Here is a 17,593-nt window from a genome sequence, read left to right on the forward strand (position 1 = left end):
GTCAGTACCCCGTGGCCGGGTCGACGACGGCGTCGAGCGGCTCGCCCGCGACGAACCGGCGGAGGTTCACCTCGACCCGCGCGCGCAGCAGCGGCGCGACCATCTCCGGGGTGTCCGCGGTGTGCGGGGTGATCAGCGCGGTCGGCAGGTCCCACAGCGGGTGGCCGTCGGGCAGGGGCTCGGGGTCGGTGACGTCGAGCGCCGCGCCGCCGAGACGGCCCGAGGCCAGCGCCGCCACGAGGGCGTCGGTGTCCACGAGCCCGCCGCGCGCGATGTTGACGAGCACGGCGCCGGGCTTCATGGCGGCCAGCTCGTCCGCGCCCAGCAGCGCCCGGGTCTGCGTGGTCAGCGCCGCGGCCACCATGACGACGTCCGCCCGGGCGAGCTCGGCCGCCAGGTGGTCCGTGGTGACGGTGCGCTCGGCGCCGGGCACCGGCTCGGCCCGACGGCGGACGACGACGTTGCGCGTGCCGAACGGCGCCAGGAGGTCGAGGTACGTGCGGGCGATGCCGCCGGCGCCCAGCACGAGCACGTCGGCGCCGAACAGCGACGTCCCGGTGGACGTGCCCCACGAGCGGGCGCGGGCGCGCTCCGGCAGGTGCCGGAGCGTCGCCAGGGTCAGCGCGAGGGCGTGCTCGGCCACGGGGCGCGCGAAGGAGCCCTTCGCGGACGTCCAGGTGATGCCCGGCGTCCCCAGCAGCCCGGCCTCGGCGTACGCGTCGACCCCGGCCGACGGCAGCTGGACCCAGCGGGTCCCGGTCGCCGACGCCAGCGCCGCCCGCAGGTCGGCGAGGTCGCCGCCGAACCAGAGCAGTCCCTCCGTCTCCGGGCCCGGCGCGACCAGGCGGGCGCCGGCCGCGGTGACGGCGTCCGGCAGCCAGCCGGGGCCCGGGCGGGCAACGCTCACGCCGGGGACCGACGTCGCGCCGCTCATGCCGCGACCCGGGCGACGCCGTCCGCGGCCTGCGCGCGGGCGCCGCCCGCGACCTCGACCGACCAGCCCGCCCCGAGGGCCGACTCGACGACGACCTCGTCGCCGTCGCGCCGGACGGTGAACGCCACGGCCTCGCCGTCGGCGCCGTCGACCTCGACGGTCCGCGACCAGCCGTCGGTGCCGGGGTGCACGAGCAGCGTCAGCCCGTCGAGGTGGTCGGCGTCCGGGCGCTCCTCGTGGGCGCTCAGGGGGACGACGCCGCCGGCGCGCACGTAGACGGGCAGGGAGTCGAAGCCGTGGTTCTCCCGCACCCAGCGGCCGCCGGCGACGCGCTCGCCGGTGAGGAGGCCGGCCCACTCGCCGTCGGGCAGGTAGAGGTCGACGTCGCCCTCGGCGTTGAACACCGGCGCCACGAGCAGGTCGGACCCGAGCATGTACTGGCGGTCCAGGTGCGGCACCGCGGGGTCGTCGGGGAACTCCAGCAGCATGGGCCGCATCATCGGCGTGCCCGACCGGTGCGCCTCGTGCCCGGTGGCGACGAGGTAGGGCGCGAGCCGGTTCTTGAACCGCGCGAACGTGCGGGTCACGGCGACAGCGCTCGTCGGGTCGGACTCGTCCTCGCCGAACATCCACGGCACGCGGTAGGACCCGCTGCCGTGCATGCGGCTGTGGCTGGAGAACAGGCCGAACGCCGTCCAGCGCTTGAACACGCCGGCGTCCGGCGTCATCTCGAAGCCGCCGATGTCGTGGCTCCAGTAGCCGAACCCGCTGTACGCGAGCGACAGGCCGCCGCGCAGCGACTCGGCCATCGACACGTACGACGCCGTGGAGTCGCCGCCCCAGTGCACCGGGAACTGCTGCCCGCCGGCGGTGGCCGACCGGGCGAACAGCACGGCCTCGCCGGTGCCGCGCTCCTCGGCGAGCACCTCGTGCACCGCCTCGTTGTAGAGGTGCGTGTAGTAGTTGTGCATCCGCTCCGGGTCGGAGCCGTCGAAGTACTCGACGTCCACCGGGATCCGCTCGCCGAAGTCGGTCTTGAACGCGTCGACGCCCTGGCGCACGAGCACGCGCAGCTTGTCCTTGTACCAGGAGGCGGCGTCCGGGTTGGTGAAGTCCACCAGGGCCATGCCGCCCTGCCAGCGGTCCCACTGCCAGACCGAGCCGTCCCGGCGCTTCACGAGGTAGCCGGCCGCCATGCCCTCGTCGAAGAGGGGCGACTGCTGGGCGATGTACGGGTTGATCCACACGCAGACCCGCAGGTCGCGGTCGTGGAGACGGGCCAGCATGCCCTCCGGGTCGGGGAAGGTGCGCTCGTCCCACTCGAAGTCGCACCAGTTGAACTCGCGCATCCAGAAGCAGTCGAAGTGGAACAGGCTCAGCGGGATGTCCCGCTCCGCCATCCCGTCGATGAACGAGCTGACCGTGGTCTCGTCGTAGTCCGTGGTGAAGCTCGTCGACAGCCAGAGCCCGTACGTCCAGGCGGGGATCTCGGCGGGGCGGCCCGTGAGCGCGGTGTAGCGCTGGAGGATCGTCTTCGGGTCCGGCCCGTAGACGACGAAGTAGTCGAGCGCCTCGCCGAGCACGGAGAACTGCACCCGCTCGACGGCCTCGGAGCCCACCTCGAACGAGACGTGGCCGGGGTCGTTGACGAAGACGCCGTAGCCGCCGGTGGTCAGGTAGAACGGCACGTTCTTGTACGCCTGCTCGCTCGACGTGCCGCCGTCGTAGTTCCAGATGTCGACCGTCTGGCCGTTCTTCACCACCGGGCCGAAGCGCTCGCCGAGGCCGTAGACGAGCTCGCCCACGCCCAGGTCGAGCTGGTCGAACACGTAGCTGGTGCGCCCGTCGCGGCGCAGCTCGATCGGGCCGTGGTCGACGGAGGCGTCGGGGGCGACGTCGGCCCACGCGGCCGACTTGCCGCTCGACCCGGTGAGGCGGCGCCCGCCGGCGTGGAACGACAGCTCCCAGGACTTCCCGACGGACAGCTGCACGCTCAGGTCGCCGGTGGTGAGCGTGCCCTGGCCGTCGACGACCTTCGCCTCGCCGATGCCGTCGAGCAGGTCCAGCTCGAAGCGGCGGGGCTCCTGGCGGCCCTTGTGGTGGACGTGCTGCACCCGCACGACGTTCTCCATCGGCGACGACACGGTGGTCGTGATGACCGGGTTGTTCAGGGTGTCGCCGCGGTGCCGCACGACCTTGGTCGGCGCGACGGAGCGCAGGCGCGCGCCGTCGGCGGCGACCCGGTCCACCTCGCGGGCGTAGTGGATCGCGACGCCGGGGCGGGCGTGCCAGAAACCGTCGGTGAACTTCATGGGGGAGGGCCTTCCGTGGTGCGGGTGGTGCGGGGCGCGCCGACCGGTCTCAGCGGGCGTCGGCGGTGGAGCCGACGAGCCGGAGCGTGCCGGGCAGGAGGTCGTGGGTGGGGGCGGCGGACGGGTCGGCGAGGCGGTCGACGAGGTCCTGGACGCTGCGGGCGCCGAGCTCGGCGCCGGGCGCGACGACGGCGCTGACGGCGGGGTCGGCCGTGGCCAGGTCCGCCGCGGAGGTCGCGAGCGCGAGGACGGAGACGTCGTCGGGGACGGCGCGCCCGGCCGCGACGAGTCCGTTCACGAACCCGGACAGCGCCGCCTCGTTGAGGACGAGGACGGCCGTGACGTCGGGGTGGTCGGCGACCAGGGCGGTGGCGGCCTGCCGGCCCGAGCGCGGGTCCTGGCCGCCGCGGACGACGATCGGGTCGAGACCGCGGCGGGCCGCCTCCGCCTCGTAGGCCCGCGCGGTGCGGACGACCGGCCCGTAGCCCGACCATGCGGCGCCGGAGGGGCCGCCCGGCTCGCCGAGGAACAGCGCCACCCGGCGGTGGCCGAGGTCGGTGAGGTGGTCGAGGCCCGTGGCGACCATGCCGGCGAAGTCCATGTCGACGTACGACAGCCCGGTCGTGTCCTCGGTCCGGCCGATCAGCCCGAAGGGCACCGCGCGCGCCGCGAGCAGCGCGACGCGCGGGTCGTCGGCGGTGACCTCCATGAGCAGGACGCCGTCGACGAGCCCGCCGGACAGGTAGTCGTCGAGCTGGGCGACGTCGTCGACCGGCCAGAGCACGACGTTGAAGCCGCGCTCGGTCGCGGCGCTCGCGGCGGCGGTGACGATGCTCAGCGCGGTGCTGCCGAGGCGGTGCTGCAGGGCGGGGAAGACCAGCGCCACGATGTGGCTGCGGCGGCTCGCCAGAGCCCGGGCGAGCACGTTGCGGCGGTACCCCAGGTCGGCCATCGCGTCCTCGACGCGGGTGCGCGTGGCCGGGGCCACGCGCTTGGTCCCGTTGACGACGAACGACACGGTCGTCAGGGAGACGCCGGCCCGGTCGGCCACGTCCTGCATGGTCACCACGGGGCACTCCTCACGTCGGGAACAGGTCGGGAACAAAGCTCGGGATCGGTGGTGCGGATCGATGATCACACAGCCGGACGAGATTGGTAAAGCGCTTTGACAGCCTCGCCGGGTCGTGCCTAACCTCGCCGTCACGTGAACCGAGCGAAGGAGCTACGACTGTGCGACGAACCCACACCGCCGTCGGCGCGGCGTCGGCCGCCGTCGTCGTCCTGGGGCTTTCGGCCTGCAGCGGCGGTGCCCGTGCGGACGACGGCACGCTGATCGTGACCGACACGCTGTCCGACACCAGCGCGCCCGTCTACCAGGAGGTCTACGACGCCTGCGCCGCCGAGGTCGGCATGAAGGTGCAGGCCAACCACGTGGCGGGCTCCGGGCTCATCGCGACCGTCCTGCAGCAGGCGTCGTCCGACACGCTCCCCGACGTCCTCATGCTCGACAACCCCGACGTGCAGCAGATCGCGTCGTCCGGCGCGCTCAGCCCGCTGACCGACTACGGCATCACGGGCGACGGGTTCCCGCAGGGCGTCGTCGACGCGGGCACCTACGACGGCGACCTGTACGGCATCGCGCCCGTCGTCAACACGGTCGGGCTGTTCTACGACGTCGACGCGCTCGCCGAGGCCGGGATCGAGCCGCCCACCACGTGGGACGAGCTGCGCGCGGCCGCCGAGGCGCTGACCACCGACGGGCGCTACGGCCTCGCGTTCAGCGCCGCCAACACCTTCGAGGGCACCTGGCAGTTCCTGCCCTACCTGTGGAGCAACGGGGCGGACGAGGACGACCTGACGTCGCCCCAGGCGGTCGAAGCGCTCTCCTTCGTCAACGGCCTCGTGCAGGACGGGTACGCGTCGTCGAGCGTCGTCAACTGGTCGCAGAACGACGTCAACGACCAGTTCATCGCGGGCAAGGCCGCCATGATGGTCAACGGGCCGTGGAACATGCCCGCGCTCGAGGCGGCCGACGGCCTCGACTACGCCGCCGTCCCGCTGCCCGTCCCGGAGGCGGGGGACACGCTCGAGGCGCCGCTCGGTGGCGAGGCGTTCACCGTCCCGCGCACCGGGAACCCCGAGAAGATGGCGAAGGCCGGCGACTTCGTCGCGTGCGTGACCCGCGGCGAGCACCAGCTCGCGATGGCGACCGGGCGCGGCGCCGTCCCGTCGGACACCGAGGTCGCCGCGGAGGCGGCCGCCGAGAACCCGGTCGTGGCGACGTTCGTCGACACCGTGCAGACCGCCCGGTCGCGCACCGCGCTGCTCGGGCCGGACTGGCCCGGCGCCGCCACCCAGATCTACACCGCCCAGCAGCTCGCGCTGACCGGGAGCGAGCCTCCCGCGGAAGCCCTCGAGCGGGCGACGGAGCACTGATGCGCACGCCCACGTCGCGCGCGTCGTCACCGAGGAAGGATCGACGATGACCACCACCCTCGCCGGCCCGGCGCCCGTCGTCGCGCCCGGTCGCGGCGCCGACCGTCGGCGCAGCCGCGCCCGGATGCGCGAGCGGACCGCCCAGTGGCTGTTCCTCGTGCCCGCGATCGCGTACGTGCTCGTGTTCTTCGGGTACCCGATCGTCAAGAACCTCGTGATGGGGTCGCAGGACTACACCGTGCGGACCTTCGTCTCGGGCGAGGCGCCGTGGGTCGGGCTCGACAACTACGTCGAGGTCGTGACGAGCGGCCTGTTCCGCACGACCGTGCTCAACACGGCGCTGTTCACCATCGGCTCGATCGTCGGCCAGTTCGTCATCGGGCTCCTGTTCGCCCTCTTCTTCAAGCGGCGGTTCCCGCTGGGGAACGTGCTGCGGTCCCTCCTCCTGCTGCCCTGGCTGCTACCGATGATCGCGGGCACCGCGGTGTGGAAGTGGATCCTCGACCAGGACGGCGGCGTCCTCAACGAGGCGCTGGGCACGATCGGCATCGCGCCGGTCCACTGGCTCACCAGCCCCGACGTCGCGCTCGTCGCCGTCGTCCTGGTGAACGTCTGGGTGGGCATCCCGTTCAACATGACGCTGCTGTACTCCGGTCTGCAGAACATCCCCGACGAGCTCTACGAGGCCGGCGCCCTGGACGGCGCCACCGGCGCCAAGGCGTTCTGGCACATCACCTGGCCCAACCTGCGGCCCGTGGTCAGCGTCGTCCTCGTGCTCGGCGTGATCTACACCCTCAAGGTGCTCGACATCATCCTGGGCCTCACCGGCGGCGGCCCCGCCAACGCGACCCAGACCCTGGCCACCGACTCCTACCGGCGCTCGTTCCAGGAGTTCTCCTTCGGCACCGGCGCCGCGGTCAGCAACATCCTCATCGTGGTGTCGCTGCTGTTCGCCGTCGTGTACCTGCGCGTCAACAAGCGCGCCGTGGATGAGTGAGGTTCATCGTGAATCAGACGACCGACGCCCGGAAGCTGCGGTACACGATCGTCGGGATCGTGCTCCTCGCGGTCATGCTGTTCCCCGTCTACTGGATGGTCAACGTGTCCCTCCAGGGCGGCGGCACGGCGGCCAACAGCTCGTTCTTCCCGACGAACGTCACGTTCGAGGGCTACCAGCGGGCGTGGGAGGACCAGACCGGCAACCTCGTCACCAGCATGATCGTGGCCCTCGGCGCGGTGCTCGTGTCGCTGGTGATCGCCACGCCCGCCGCCTACGCGCTGTCGCGGTTCCGCCTGCGCGGCATGGGGATCTTCCTGTTCGTGCTGCTCCTGGCGCAGATGATCCCCGGCATCGTCATCGCGAACTCGCTCTACACGTTGTTCAACGACCTGGGCCTGCTCAACACGTACGTCGGGCTGATCCTCGCGAACGCCACCCACGGCATCCCGTTCGCCATCCTCATCATGAGCGCGTTCATGCGGTCCATCCCGCCCGCGCTCACCGAGGCGGCGCGCGTCGACGGCGCCGGCCACTTCCGCGCGTTCTGGTCGATCATCGTGCCGGTGAGCAGGAACTCGCTCATCACCGCCGGCCTGTTCAGCTTCCTCTTCGCGTGGAGCGACTTCATGTTCGGCCTCACCCTCACCACGGGTGCGGACATCAAGCCCATCACCCTCGGCATCTACGACTACCTGCAGGGCAGCGTCCAGAGCTGGGGGCCCGTCATGGCGAGCGCCGTCATCTCCTCCGTGCCGGCGATCGTGCTCCTCGTCCTCGCGCAGCGGTACATCGCCGCCGGCGCGCTCGGCGGCGCGGTGAAGTGACGTGAGATGACCTCGTCCCCTCAGCCGAGGGCCGCCGCCCAGAGGCCGTTGCTCGCAGAGAACGCGGCGACCTCGTCGAGGTCGGCCGGGGGGACGACGTCGCCCCCGCCGGCGGCCGACGCCACCCACCAGCCGGCGCCGGGCAGGCCGGCCGAGGCATAGGCGCGCACACCCGGTTCGAGGTGGCGACAACCGGGCCGGCGCCGTGCGAGCACCTCGCCGTGGGCCGGCTCCCACAGGCGCACCGACCCGTCGGCCTCCTCGCCGAGGACGACGGCGTCGAACCATCGCCAGACGACGACGTCGCGCCCGTCGGTCGCTCTCGCGATCGCGACGAGGTGGCCGGGGGAGACGCGCTCGGTACGCGGTGCCGGAAGGGTCGCGGCGAACGGCACGGTGGCGACACCGCCGTCGCGCCACACGTCGCACGCCTCCTCCGTCACGCGGAGCACCCGCGCGGTGCGGAGGGGCGGCGTCGTGCCGGGGCGGTCGCCGTGCCTGGCGTCGGTCGTCATGCCCGCGAGTCTGGCAGGGCCTCCCGTCGGGAGCGACGGGATTCGCGCGCCTGGCTGCGCGGCGCACGCGCGTTCTACCGCGAGCTGCGCAAGGCCAGGGCCGAGGGGCGCAGCGTGATCTAGGGCCTGGCGCCGCGGCCTCGGGCTCCGGCGGACGTGCTGTCGACGTAGCGCCCGGTGACGGTTCCCGACTCGGAACCGCCACCGGGCGCTACGTCGGGGCGCGGTGGGTCAGCAGACGTCGTTGCCGTCGAGGTCCTCGCAGACGAGGCGCGTGCGTGCCTCGGTGACCGTGGTGGGGCCCGTGGTGCTCGTCGTCGAGATGGTGCCCGGGATGTCCGTCCAGTCGCTGGTGCCCTGGACGCGGAAGCGGCCCTGCCAGGTGGTGGTGAGCGAGACGGTGACGCCGTCGCGGTACACGTTGCCCTTGTCGTCGACGGCGGTGCCCGCGTCCTCGCCGGGCGTGCCGAGCTGGCTGTAGGTGTGCCCGACCCAGGACTCGTCAGGGGTGGCGTCGCCCTCGTGCCACGGGCGACCGGGAGACGTCGTCGTGAGCGTGCTGCCGGTGGACGAGTACGGGTCGTCGAAGTCCCACGCGTACTCGGTGGGCTCCGCGCGCAGGACGACGGGCACACCGAGCAGCGTGACCGTGCGGTCCTGCGGCGCCGCGGTGGTGTACGCCGGGTAGTGGACGTTGACCACCATCGGCGGGTTGCCCTGCACCGTCGCTTCCGGCGCCCGGATCTTCATGGACTTGAACTCGCGCTGTGCCTGGCGTGCGATGTCCGCGGGGGAGATGCACTCGTCCTCGGTGAGCTGCTCGGCGTCGTCGTAGGTGCCGTTCTCCCGGACTTGCTGGACCCAGAGCGCATCGAGGGCGTACTCACCGTCTTCGCACGGTGTCGTGATTTCGACGACGTCCGTGCCTTCCGGGCATGCACCCGGTGCGGTGACGATGCCGCTGAGGGAATCCAGGTCTTCACCCAGCGTCCCGCACGTCACCGCGTCGGTGCGGGCGTAGCGGTCCTTGGGTTCGTTGTTCGCGGGCTCACGGCCGTCGTGGCCTTGCTTCCACGCGTTCGACGTTCCTTCGACGGCGACGGAGTCTTTGCTATCCGGAATCGAGCCGCTGAGGTCAAGGGGTGGGGGCGGCGTCGCCGATGAGAGCATCAGCGCCGTCGCGATCGCAATGACATAGCCAGACATCACGACTCCGGCCTATTCGCGACGCCGACAACCGCCCAGCTGCCATCCTTGTGGGCGATCTCGACACGGAGGCCGGCCTCTCGCGCCGGATCCTCGAAGATCTGCTTTCCGGAGGCATCGTTCACCGTGACTGGTGCGACTTTGATCTCCACGTCAATTGGCCAAATGCTGGTCGCGGCATCCTGTTCATAGGTGTGCACAACGCGTGCCTCAGTCTCGCCGCCCTCCCAAACTGCGTTTTGCTCGGCGATATCACGAGCCTGATCAAGTCGGGCAGCGCAGTGTCCGCAACTGCTCGTGGACATCGACTCCCACTCGGCAGTGTCGCCCGTCTTCATGATGTAGTCGTCGAGCTCGAGGAAGTACACCGCTGCCGCTTCGGCGCCGGCGGGGCCGTCGCCGTCCATCGCCTTCGGCCGCTCGGGCGCGACGACCACAGCGGTGGCGCTGGGCGACGGGGACGCCGAGGGGCTCGCGCTGGCGGCGGTGGGCTCGGGAGACGGCGTCGCGGGCGGGTCATCGTCGCAGCCGGCGACAAGGAGCACAGCGGCAGCGGCGATAGAGGTGGCGGCGAGAATGGCCCGGCTGCGGGTCATGACGGGGCTCCCTGTCGGCGGTGACGTCGCGGTCACTGTAGAGCAGATCGTCATTTGGTTGCCTGAGCGTCTGTGGATATCGCGTCGGTGCAGGTGGCAGAGGGAAGACGCTCGTCGGCCACGAGACATGAGCCGGAGAGTCCGCCGCGGCGAGGTGGGCGCGACGGGCCTGCGCGAGTGAACCGCCTCGAACGACCGGAAATGATCGGTTGGCCGCTCGTTCGCACCGAGGGCACCACCTCGAGACCTACCGTTCGTCTCGCGCCGGCGAGGTCGCCGGGTACGGATGGTCGACGAGCGAGGAGGCTCTCATGAGGTTGGCACGCAAGGCGGCCGGCATGACGGCGGCGCTGGCGGCGGTGGCACTCACCCTCACGGGGTGCGGCGGCGGACCGGGGACGACGGCGCCGGGCTCGGCGGAGAAGCTGAGCACGGACGAGGACATCACCCTCTCCATGGCGTGGTGGGGCGACAACGACCGCGCGGACCTCTACGAGAAGGCGATCGACGTCTTCGAGGAGAAGCACCCGAACATCACGGTGCAGACGCAGTTCCAGGCGTGGGACGACTACTGGGGCGCCCGGGCCACGGAGGCGGCGGGTGGCGCACTGCCCGACGTCATGCAGATGGACCTGTCGTACCTGCGGCAGTACGGCGCGACCGGCCAGCTGCTCGACCTCTCGGGCCAGGAGGGTGTGAACCTCGACGTCGGCGGGCTCGACGAGTCGCTCGTGTCGGCGGGGGAGCTCGACGGTGGCCAGTTCGGCGTGCCGCTCAGCACCAACACGCTGGCGCTCTTCTACAACGCGGACCTGCTCGACGAGCTCGGCGTCAACCCGCCCGCCGAGGGGTACACCTGGGACGACCTGGACGCGTGGATCGCGAAGACGTCGAAGGTCGGCGCGGGCCACGACCCGGTCCTGTACGGGTTCAGCGACTACACGGGCCAGCTGTGGTTCTTCCTGTCATGGCTGATCCAGCAGGGCGTCGAGCCGTTCACCGACGACGGTCGGCTGAACTTCGACGAGGCGCAGATGACCGAGTGGCTGGACCGCGGCCAGGACCTGCGCGACGCCGACGCGTTCTTCCCGATCAAGAAGGCCAAGCAGATCGAGCCGCTGGAGGGCTTCACCGTCGGGGAGCAGGCGGCCGGCATGACGTGGGACAACTTCCTCGGCAGCTACGAGTCCGAGACCGGCCAGGAGGTGAAGATGCTGCCCATGCCGTCCGGGCCGAACGGGCCCCAGCAGTTCTGGAAGCCGGGCATGCTGCTGTCGGCGTCGGCCTCCACCGAGCAGCCGGCGGCCGCCGCCACGCTCATCGACTTCCTCGTCAACGACCCGGAGGTCGGAAGGATCTTCGGCACCTCCAAGGGCGTGCCCGCGGCCCAGGCGCAGATCGACGCGATGGGCGTGGAGCCGGGCTCGGTCGACGCTCGCGTGGTGCAGTACGAGGAGGACGTCGCGGACGTCGTCACCGAGACTGTCCCCGTCCCGGTCGAGGGCGTCGGCGAGCTCGAGGCCGAGTTCAAGCGCCTCAGCGAGGAGCTGCAGTACGGCAACCTCACGGTCGACGAGTTCGTCAGCCAGTGGTTCTCGTTCGCCGACGAGAGGGTGGGGCGGTCATGACCGCGACGACCGCCGACGTCGCACCCGCGCTCGCGCAGTTCGACCGGCTCTTCGACCACCTGCTGGAGTGGCTGCCGACGTTGTGGGACGCGGATCGCGGCGGGTTCTACTACGCCGCGAGCTCGCGGACGCGCCCCGAGCTCGAGGCGGACCTGGAGTCGACGGCGTTCGCGGTGAACATCGTCGACCGGGCGGGCCTGCTCGGCGCGCTCCCGGCCTCGGTGCACGACGCCCTGGTGCGCTACTTCCAGGACCGGCAGGACCCGTCGACGGGCTACTTCCTGGACCGGCAGAACGAGATGCGCGAGATCGAGCGGTTGCGCGGCCGCGCGCTCGACGTGTCCACCACGGCGCTGCGGCGGCTGGGCGCGGCGCCCCTGCACCCGCTGCCGGACGCGACGTCGGGCACGACGCCGTTCACGCGGCACGTGGAGTCGGTGGCGGCGTTCGAGGAGTGGCTGGACCGCCGGCCCTGGGACGACTCGTGGCTCGCGCAGGACAATCTCCAGGCCCAGGGCTCGCTGCTCGCGCTCCTGCCGGCGGAGCGGCGCGAGCCGCTCGTCGACGCCGCGCTCGCGCACGTGGGCGCCCGACAGGACCCGGCGACGGGGTTCGCGGGCGAGGGCGTGCCGTACAACCGGCTGTCGGGGGCTTTCAAGCTCGCGCTGTTCTGCCGGCAGGTCGGACGACCGGTGCCGCTCGCCCGCGAGATCTACGCCGCCGCGTTCGACGTCATCCGCACCGAGCCGTGCGTCGACGCGTGCTGGCTGCGCAACCCGGTGGAGCTGGTGGACGTCGTGGGCGGTCAGCTCGGCGGCGTCCCGGACGCCGACGTCGCGGAGCTCGTCGCGATCACGACCTGCAACGCGGTGGGCTTTGCCCGCGGGGACGGCGGCTTCTCACGGCACGTCGGCGCGTCCGTCCCGGCGCCGAACGCGGTGCGCCTCGGGTTGGGGCTGGACGAGGGCGACCTCAACGCCACGCACCAGTTCGTCACGACCGTGCGCCCCACGCTGTACCGGCTCGCCGGGGTCGAGGCCCCGCCGCTGCCCGCACCCGCCGACTGGGCCGCCCGCCTCGGCGGGTGACGGCCGGGATACCCTGCCGGCGACGCGGAACACGAGGGAGCGGCGATGCACCTGGCACGCCAGCGGCACGAGCTGGTGCTGCGCGAGCTGGCGCTGCGCGGCGCCCTGCGCTCGGCGGAGACGGCCGCGCGTCTCGGCGTCTCGGAGATCACGATGCGCCGCGACCTTGTCGCGCTGGAGGGTGCCGGCAAGCTCCGTCGGGTGCATGGCGGCGCGGTGGCCCTCGACGCGGCCCCGGCGCCCCGGCCGGCGCGCAGCCTCGTGGGCCTGGTCGTGCCGAACACGACGTCGTACTTCCGCTCCGTGGTGCGCGGCGCGGAGGCGGTCGCCCCCGCGCTGCGCGTGCGGCTGGTGCTGGGGGTGTCGCAGTACCGGCCGGAGGTCGAGGTGGCGCAGGTCGACCGGCTCGTCGCCCTCGGCGTCTCCGGGCTGGTCGTCGCGCCGACGACGCGCGAGCGGCCGGTCGCCGAGCTCGCGTCCTGGCTGCGCTCCGTCGCCGTGCCGCTGGTGCTCATGGAGCGTCAGCTCGACGGGGACACCAGCCTGAGCGAGCTGGACCTCGCCCGCACCGACCACGCCCAGGGCGGCGTCCTCGCCGTCGAGCACCTGCACCGCCTGGGCCACCGGCGCATCGCGTTGGCCGTCTACGACCGCACCCCGACAGCGCCGCACCTGCGCGCGGGGTTCGCGACGGCGCTGACGCGCCTCGGCCTGGAGCCCGGGCCCGACGTGTCGTTCGACGTCGGGGAGGAGGGCGACCCGATCGCGCTGGCGGCGGCCGTCGAGGACGCCCTGGACCGGTGCGTCGCGGCGGGCGCGACGGCGGTCGTCGCGCACACCGACCACCACGCAGCGCGCCTCGTCGAGGGTGCGCTCGACCGCGGGCTGCGCGTGCCGGGCGACCTCGCCGTCGTCGCGTACGACGACGAGAACGCCGAGCTCGCCGTCGTCCCGCTCACCACCGTCACCCCGCCGCGCCGCGAGATCGGCGAGGAGTCGCTGCGGCTGCTCGTCGACCGGATGGCGGAGGACGGCGCGAGCCGCCGCCCGCCGCGGCACCTCAGCCTGCTCCCGAGGCTGACCGTCCGGGCGTCGTGCGGCGCCGCGCCCGCGCCGGGCGGCCGCAGGGGTTGAACGGTCGCGGCCGGTGTGGTGACGTGGGGCTCCGAGGCCGCCGGCGTCCGTCCCGCGGCCCGTACCGCTCACCCCGAGGGGTCAGGACGATGGTGTCGACGTGGGCCGACTTCCAGGCGGCGCAGCGCTCCGCCCTGGCCGCCTTGGTGGCCGGCGACCCGCACGACTTCCAGCAGCTCTGGGACCGGGCCCCGGACGTCTCCCTGCTCGGCGCGTTCGGCGGGGTCGCCCGCGGCTGGGAGGAGGTGCGCGACCGCCTCGCCGCCGTGGCCGTCACGTACGGCAACGGCGTCTACCGGCGGTTCGACCAGCTCGACGAGCACGTCCACGGGGACACCGCCTGGACCGTGCACGTGGAGGAGATCCACTCCCGGTCCGCGACGGGGGAGACCGAGGTCCGCGAGCGTCGCGTCACCAAGGTCTACCTGCGGCGCGCGGCCGGTTGGCGGATCGTGCACATGCACGCCGATCCGCTGGTCACCGCGTCCTTCCCCGACGAGGGCGCGACCGGCCGCTGACGGGCCGCGGCCGTCGGGCGGGCAGCGTCAGTCCAGCGGCCGCACGAACGTGCGGAACTCGCCACGCTCGACGTGCAGCCGCCACAGCCGGTCGGCGAGGGCGTCGGGGTCGTGGTCCGGCTCCCCGCCGCCGATGCCGAGCGGGATGATGAGCTGCGCGACGTGGATGCCCTCCGGTGCCAGGACCTCGTGCAGCAGCCGGGCGTAGGCGCTCTCGGCGGCGAAGGCCACGGACGTGCCGGTGACGGCGTCGCGCGGCCGGACGGCGCTCCCGCCGTTGGGGAACAGGACGGTGCCGCGGCCCAGCTCGCGCATCCCGGGCAGGACGTGCCGGACGGCGGCGGCAGGGCCGAGCACGGACATCTCGAGCGGGCCGACGAGGTCGTCGGCGGTGGTCTCGAGCGTCGGCTTCATGAACTCGCGCGCGGGCACGGGGCTGTACTGCAGCACCTCGACGGGGCCGAGGTCGGCGGCCGCCCGGTCGAGCGCAGCGGTCAGCGCGGCGCGGTCCCGGGCGTCGGCGACGAACCCGGCGGCGGTGACCCCCTCGTCGCGCAGCCCGGCCGCGAGCCGGTCCAGCTTCGCGGCGTCCCGGGCGACGAGCGCGACCGAGAAGCCCTCGCGGCCGAAGCGTCGCGCGACCGACAGCCCGAGGCCGGGGCCGGCGCCGATGATGGCGAGCGTCGTCATGTCGTTCCTCCCACGTGGCGGTCGGCGCCCGTGCGGCGCCGGCCCGGGTCCCAGTCAACGCCTCCGGCGGCGGGCGGGGGAGTCCCTGGCGTGGGGTGTACCGGCAGGGGACCCCACGGTGCCCACGTCGGGCGGAAGGGCCGCGGCCGCGGTTCGATGTCGGGAGCACGCCGATGTCGAGGACGCGCGGCCCGCTCCGTCCCCGGGGTGAGGCGGCGACCGGCGCCGCGACCGACGGAGGGACGCACGCGATGAAGCAGCAGGAGATCGACCGCGAGCTGGCGGACGCGAGGGAGCTCCTCGGCTCGCCGTCCGCCCTGCACCTGGCGTACACGGCGCAGGACGGCACGCCACGGGTGGTCCCCGCGGGGTTCTGGTGGACCGGCCGGGAGCTGGTGGTCTCCACCGCCGAGACGGCGCCCAAGGTCGCCGCGCTGCGGGCCCGCCCGGACGTGGCGCTGTCCCTCGTCGACGGTGACTCGCCGTCGGGGGCGAAGTCGCTGTCGGTGCGCGGCCGCGCGGAGATCACGGTCGTCGACGGCCTCGTGCCGGAGTACCTCGCCGCCGCCGGCAAGGGCATGGCCGGGGCGGAGCTCGAGCAGTTCGAGCAGGCCTGCCGCGCGCTCTACGACCGCATGGCGCGCATCGCCGTCGTGCCGACCTGGGCCCGCTACTACGACTTCGGCACGGGCCGGATCCCGGCGTTCCTCCAGGAGCTCGCGGCGCGCGGGACGGACGGGCAGGGGTGAACGGTCCCGCCCGTCACGGCGCCGTGAGGTCCTCCGTGGTCAGTCCGTCGGTGAACTCCTGGAACTCCGCGAGCTCGTCGGGGCAGTAGATCCCCATGATCAGCACCTGCCCGCGCACGACCCGGCTGTCCGCGATCACGGGCCGTGCCCCCGGGCCGCCGGCCCCGTTGGCGAGCTGGGCGAGGTAGGCGGCCCGGCTCAGCGCCTCGTTCGGGTTCGCGCACACCGCGCCGCCGTCGTCCGCGAGCACCCGCATCACTTGGTCCTGGGACGGCGTGCGGGCCCCGGCGGCGTCGAGCGCCGCGATGAGCTGGTCGGCCTTGGCCTCGGCGTCGCGGGTCTGCTCGCCCGACCGGAAGAAGATCAGTCCGAGGACGACGAGCGCGACGACCACGACGGTCACCACCACGTACAGCGTCCGGCGCTCGCGGGGCGGCTGGGTCTCGTCGACGGTGCTCATGCCGCGCTCACCCCCGAGCCGTCAGGGGGCGTGCCCGCGACGTCGGTGCCCGCCTCGCCGCCGTCGTCGGGCTGCCGCCACGACGGCTTGCGGAAGCGGTAGAACAGGTAGGGGACGAGGAGGCCGAGCCCCAGCGCCCCGCCGCCCACGATGAGGAAGTACAGGCCGGTGTTGCCGCCGCCGAACTGGGACGGCGGCACGAAGCCCACCAGCAGGGCCGCCAGCGACGCCGCGAACCCGACGCCGCAGAGCGCCACGAGCATCGGCGCCCGGAAGCCGCGCGGGTGGTCCGGGTACCGGCGCCGGAGGCCGACGGCGGCGACGAACATGAGCAGGTACATGATCAGGTAGACCTGCGTGGTGATCACCGAGAAGATCCAGTAGGCGCTGGAGACGTCGGGGATCAGCGCGTACATCAGGCCGATCGCCGTCGTCACGACGCCCTGCACGACGAGGATGTTCTGCTGCACACCGTGCTTGTTCAGGCGCTGCAGGAACGGTGGCAGGTAGCCCTCCTGCCGCGAGATGAGCAGCAGGCCCTTGGACGGCCCGGCCAGCCACGTGAGCATCCCGCCCAGCGACGCCGTGACCAGCATGACGCCCACGATCGGGGTGAGCCACTGCGAGCCGAAGCTCGCGAACACGGCGTCGAAGGCCTGCATGACGCCGGCGGTGAGGGACAGCTCCTCGGCGGGCACCACCCAGCTGATCGCCAGCGCCGGGAGGATGAAGATCAGCAGCACCATCCCCATCGCGAGGAACATCGACTTGGGGAACTCCTTGGCCGGGTTCTTCAGCGAGGAGACGTGCACCGCGTTCATCTCCATGCCGGAGTACGACAGGAAGTTGTTCACGATGAGCACGAGGCTCGCGAGGCCGGCCCACACGGGGAAGATGTGGTCGCTCGTCATCGGCGCCGCCGACTCGTTGCCCTGGCCGAGGAACACCATGCCCAGCGTCACGAGCACGACGCCGGGGATGAGGGTGCCGATGATGAGCCCGCCGCTCGCGAGGCCTGCCACGCCCTTGGTCCCGCGCGAGGACACCCACACGCCGCTCCAGTAGACGACGATGATGACGAGCGCGGTCCAGACGCCGCTGCTGGCCAGGGACGGGTTGAAGACGTACGCGAGGGTGCTCGCGACGAACCCGAGCAGGCTCGGGTAGTAGAAGATCGTCATCGCGAACTGGCACCACACGGCGAGGAAGCCCATCGGCTTGGAGATGCCGAGCGAGACCCAGTTGTAGACGCCGCCCTTCCAGCCCGAGGCGAGCTCGGCGGACACCAGAGACGTGGGCAGCAGGAAGACCACCGCGGGCAGCAGGTAGAGGAACACGCAGGCGAGCCCGTAGACCGCCATGGTCGGCGCGGCCCGCAGGCTGGCCACCGAGCTGGTCGTCATCATGGCGAGCGCGACCCAGGAGATCCAGGCCGTCGCCGGCGGCTTCGTCCGGGCCCCGGCCGCAGGCGGGCGGGGCGTGTCCGTGGCGCTCATCGTCGTC

17 protein-coding genes are annotated in these 17,593 nt (G+C 72.6%); 8 read left to right on the top strand and 9 right to left on the bottom strand.

Translation table 11 applies throughout. The features are described from left to right. Position 1: 1 nt before the first annotated feature. The 3 genes from ACQP6G_RS08930 to ACQP6G_RS08940 are packed head-to-tail and all read right to left on the bottom strand — an operon-like array spanning position 2 to position 4,306. Positions 2-934 (bottom strand): D-isomer specific 2-hydroxyacid dehydrogenase family protein, encoded by a 933-nt coding sequence (locus ACQP6G_RS08930; RefSeq protein ID WP_429763934.1) that lies wholly within the window; start codon positions 932-934, stop codon positions 2-4. Continuing rightward, positions 931-3,246, bottom strand: coding sequence for an alpha-xylosidase (gene yicI / locus ACQP6G_RS08935; protein WP_429763936.1), 2,316 nt, complete (start codon positions 3,244-3,246; stop codon positions 931-933). Before yicI ends, ACQP6G_RS08930 begins: the two co-directional genes overlap by 4 nt. Positions 3,247-3,295: 49 nt before the next feature. Beyond that, on the bottom strand, positions 3,296-4,306 hold the full coding sequence (locus ACQP6G_RS08940; protein ID WP_429764288.1) for a LacI family DNA-binding transcriptional regulator: 1,011 nt from the start codon (positions 4,304-4,306) through the stop codon (positions 3,296-3,298). A 170-nt stretch (positions 4,307-4,476) separates the two neighbouring features. On the opposite strand from ACQP6G_RS08940, the gene ACQP6G_RS08945 reads away from it, so the two are divergent. The 3 genes from ACQP6G_RS08945 to ACQP6G_RS08955 all read left to right on the top strand — a co-directional run bounded on the left by ACQP6G_RS08945 (position 4,477) and on the right by ACQP6G_RS08955 (position 7,506). Next, the gene (locus tag ACQP6G_RS08945; RefSeq protein WP_429763937.1) at positions 4,477-5,682 is read left to right on the top strand and encodes a sugar ABC transporter substrate-binding protein; all 1,206 of its coding nucleotides are present in this window, start codon (positions 4,477-4,479) and stop codon (positions 5,680-5,682) included. 46 nt (positions 5,683-5,728) lie between these two features. Beyond that, complete coding sequence (locus ACQP6G_RS08950; protein WP_429763938.1) at positions 5,729-6,679, top strand: carbohydrate ABC transporter permease; 951 nt, start codon at positions 5,729-5,731, stop codon at positions 6,677-6,679. Positions 6,680-6,753: 74 nt separating this feature from the next. Next, positions 6,754-7,506 carry a carbohydrate ABC transporter permease gene (locus ACQP6G_RS08955; protein WP_429764289.1) on the top strand — a complete coding sequence of 251 codons (753 nt, stop codon included), beginning with the start codon at positions 6,754-6,756 and terminating at the stop codon, positions 7,504-7,506. A 20-nt stretch (positions 7,507-7,526) separates the two neighbouring features. Here the strand turns inward: ACQP6G_RS08955 and ACQP6G_RS08960 are convergent, their stop codons facing one another. From ACQP6G_RS08960 to ACQP6G_RS08970, 3 genes are all read right to left on the bottom strand, one after another. Continuing rightward, on the bottom strand, positions 7,527-8,021 hold the full coding sequence (locus ACQP6G_RS08960) for a hypothetical protein (RefSeq protein WP_429763939.1): 495 nt from the start codon (positions 8,019-8,021) through the stop codon (positions 7,527-7,529). Between the two features lie 231 nt (positions 8,022-8,252). Next, positions 8,253-9,023, bottom strand: coding sequence for a hypothetical protein (locus ACQP6G_RS08965; RefSeq protein ID WP_429763940.1), 771 nt, complete (start codon positions 9,021-9,023; stop codon positions 8,253-8,255). Between the two features lie 203 nt (positions 9,024-9,226). Continuing rightward, positions 9,227-9,823, bottom strand: coding sequence for a DUF6318 family protein (locus ACQP6G_RS08970; RefSeq protein WP_429763941.1), 597 nt, complete (start codon positions 9,821-9,823; stop codon positions 9,227-9,229). A gap of 311 nt (positions 9,824-10,134) precedes the next feature. Between ACQP6G_RS08970 and ACQP6G_RS08975 the strand changes: the two genes are divergently transcribed. The 4 genes from ACQP6G_RS08975 (at position 10,135) to ACQP6G_RS08990 (ending at position 14,191) form a co-directional block, all read left to right on the top strand. Then, positions 10,135-11,451, top strand: a complete 1,317-nt coding sequence (locus ACQP6G_RS08975) for an ABC transporter substrate-binding protein (protein WP_429763942.1) — start codon at positions 10,135-10,137, stop codon at positions 11,449-11,451. Then, positions 11,448-12,539, top strand: coding sequence for a hypothetical protein (locus ACQP6G_RS08980; RefSeq protein WP_429763943.1), 1,092 nt, complete (start codon positions 11,448-11,450; stop codon positions 12,537-12,539). The genes ACQP6G_RS08975 and ACQP6G_RS08980 overlap by 4 nt, the downstream gene beginning before the upstream one ends. A 45-nt stretch (positions 12,540-12,584) precedes the next feature. Beyond that, entirely contained in the window at positions 12,585-13,673 is a 1,089-nt protein-coding gene (locus tag ACQP6G_RS08985) for a LacI family DNA-binding transcriptional regulator (protein WP_429763944.1), read from the top strand. Positions 13,674-13,762: 89 nt separating this feature from the next. Then, positions 13,763-14,191, top strand: coding sequence for a YybH family protein (locus ACQP6G_RS08990; RefSeq protein WP_429763945.1), 429 nt, complete (start codon positions 13,763-13,765; stop codon positions 14,189-14,191). A gap of 27 nt (positions 14,192-14,218) precedes the next feature. On the opposite strand, the gene ACQP6G_RS08995 is transcribed toward ACQP6G_RS08990, so the two are convergent. After that, positions 14,219-14,881, bottom strand: a complete 663-nt coding sequence (locus tag ACQP6G_RS08995) for an SDR family NAD(P)-dependent oxidoreductase (RefSeq protein WP_429763946.1) — start codon at positions 14,879-14,881, stop codon at positions 14,219-14,221. Positions 14,882-15,132: 251 nt separating this feature from the next. On the opposite strand from ACQP6G_RS08995, the gene ACQP6G_RS09000 reads away from it, so the two are divergent. Continuing rightward, on the top strand, positions 15,133-15,630 hold the full coding sequence (locus ACQP6G_RS09000; RefSeq protein ID WP_429763947.1) for a pyridoxamine 5'-phosphate oxidase family protein: 498 nt from the start codon (positions 15,133-15,135) through the stop codon (positions 15,628-15,630). A gap of 13 nt (positions 15,631-15,643) precedes the next feature. Here the strand turns inward: ACQP6G_RS09000 and ACQP6G_RS09005 are convergent, their stop codons facing one another. Then, positions 15,644-16,090 (bottom strand): hypothetical protein, encoded by a 447-nt coding sequence (locus ACQP6G_RS09005; protein WP_429763948.1) that lies wholly within the window; start codon positions 16,088-16,090, stop codon positions 15,644-15,646. Continuing rightward, positions 16,087-17,586 (bottom strand): glutamate/gamma-aminobutyrate antiporter GadC, encoded by a 1,500-nt coding sequence (gadC, locus tag ACQP6G_RS09010; protein ID WP_429763949.1) that lies wholly within the window; start codon positions 17,584-17,586, stop codon positions 16,087-16,089. Before gadC ends, ACQP6G_RS09005 begins: the two co-directional genes overlap by 4 nt. Positions 17,587-17,593: the final 7 nt, after the last annotated feature.

The organism is Isoptericola nanjingensis (assembly GCF_050311635.1).
Lineage (GTDB): Bacteria > Actinomycetota > Actinomycetes > Actinomycetales > Cellulomonadaceae > Isoptericola > Isoptericola nanjingensis.

Bases quoted from the DNA above. Each gene is read 5' to 3' on its own strand.
- ACQP6G_RS08930 (WP_429763934.1), bottom strand. From the start codon at position 934: ATGAGCGGCGCGACGTCGGTCCCCGGCGTGAGCGTTGCCCGCCCGGGC.
- yicI (WP_429763936.1), bottom strand. From the start codon at position 3,246: ATGAAGTTCACCGACGGTTTCTGGCACGCCCGCCCCGGCGTCGCGATC.
- ACQP6G_RS08940 (WP_429764288.1), bottom strand. From the start codon at position 4,306: ATGCAGGACGTGGCCGACCGGGCCGGCGTCTCCCTGACGACCGTGTCG.
- ACQP6G_RS08950 (WP_429763938.1), top strand. From the start codon at position 5,729: ATGACCACCACCCTCGCCGGCCCGGCGCCCGTCGTCGCGCCCGGTCGC.
- ACQP6G_RS08955 (WP_429764289.1), top strand. From the start codon at position 6,754: ATGCTGTTCCCCGTCTACTGGATGGTCAACGTGTCCCTCCAGGGCGGC.
- ACQP6G_RS08960 (WP_429763939.1), bottom strand. From the start codon at position 8,021: ATGACGACCGACGCCAGGCACGGCGACCGCCCCGGCACGACGCCGCCC.
- ACQP6G_RS08970 (WP_429763941.1), bottom strand. From the start codon at position 9,823: ATGACCCGCAGCCGGGCCATTCTCGCCGCCACCTCTATCGCCGCTGCC.
- ACQP6G_RS08975 (WP_429763942.1), top strand. From the start codon at position 10,135: ATGAGGTTGGCACGCAAGGCGGCCGGCATGACGGCGGCGCTGGCGGCG.
- ACQP6G_RS08980 (WP_429763943.1), top strand. From the start codon at position 11,448: ATGACCGCGACGACCGCCGACGTCGCACCCGCGCTCGCGCAGTTCGAC.
- ACQP6G_RS08985 (WP_429763944.1), top strand. From the start codon at position 12,585: ATGCACCTGGCACGCCAGCGGCACGAGCTGGTGCTGCGCGAGCTGGCG.
- ACQP6G_RS08990 (WP_429763945.1), top strand. From the start codon at position 13,763: ATGGTGTCGACGTGGGCCGACTTCCAGGCGGCGCAGCGCTCCGCCCTG.
- ACQP6G_RS08995 (WP_429763946.1), bottom strand. From the start codon at position 14,881: ATGACGACGCTCGCCATCATCGGCGCCGGCCCCGGCCTCGGGCTGTCG.
- ACQP6G_RS09000 (WP_429763947.1), top strand. From the start codon at position 15,133: ATGAAGCAGCAGGAGATCGACCGCGAGCTGGCGGACGCGAGGGAGCTC.
- ACQP6G_RS09005 (WP_429763948.1), bottom strand. From the start codon at position 16,090: ATGAGCACCGTCGACGAGACCCAGCCGCCCCGCGAGCGCCGGACGCTG.
- gadC (WP_429763949.1), bottom strand. From the start codon at position 17,586: ATGAGCGCCACGGACACGCCCCGCCCGCCTGCGGCCGGGGCCCGGACG.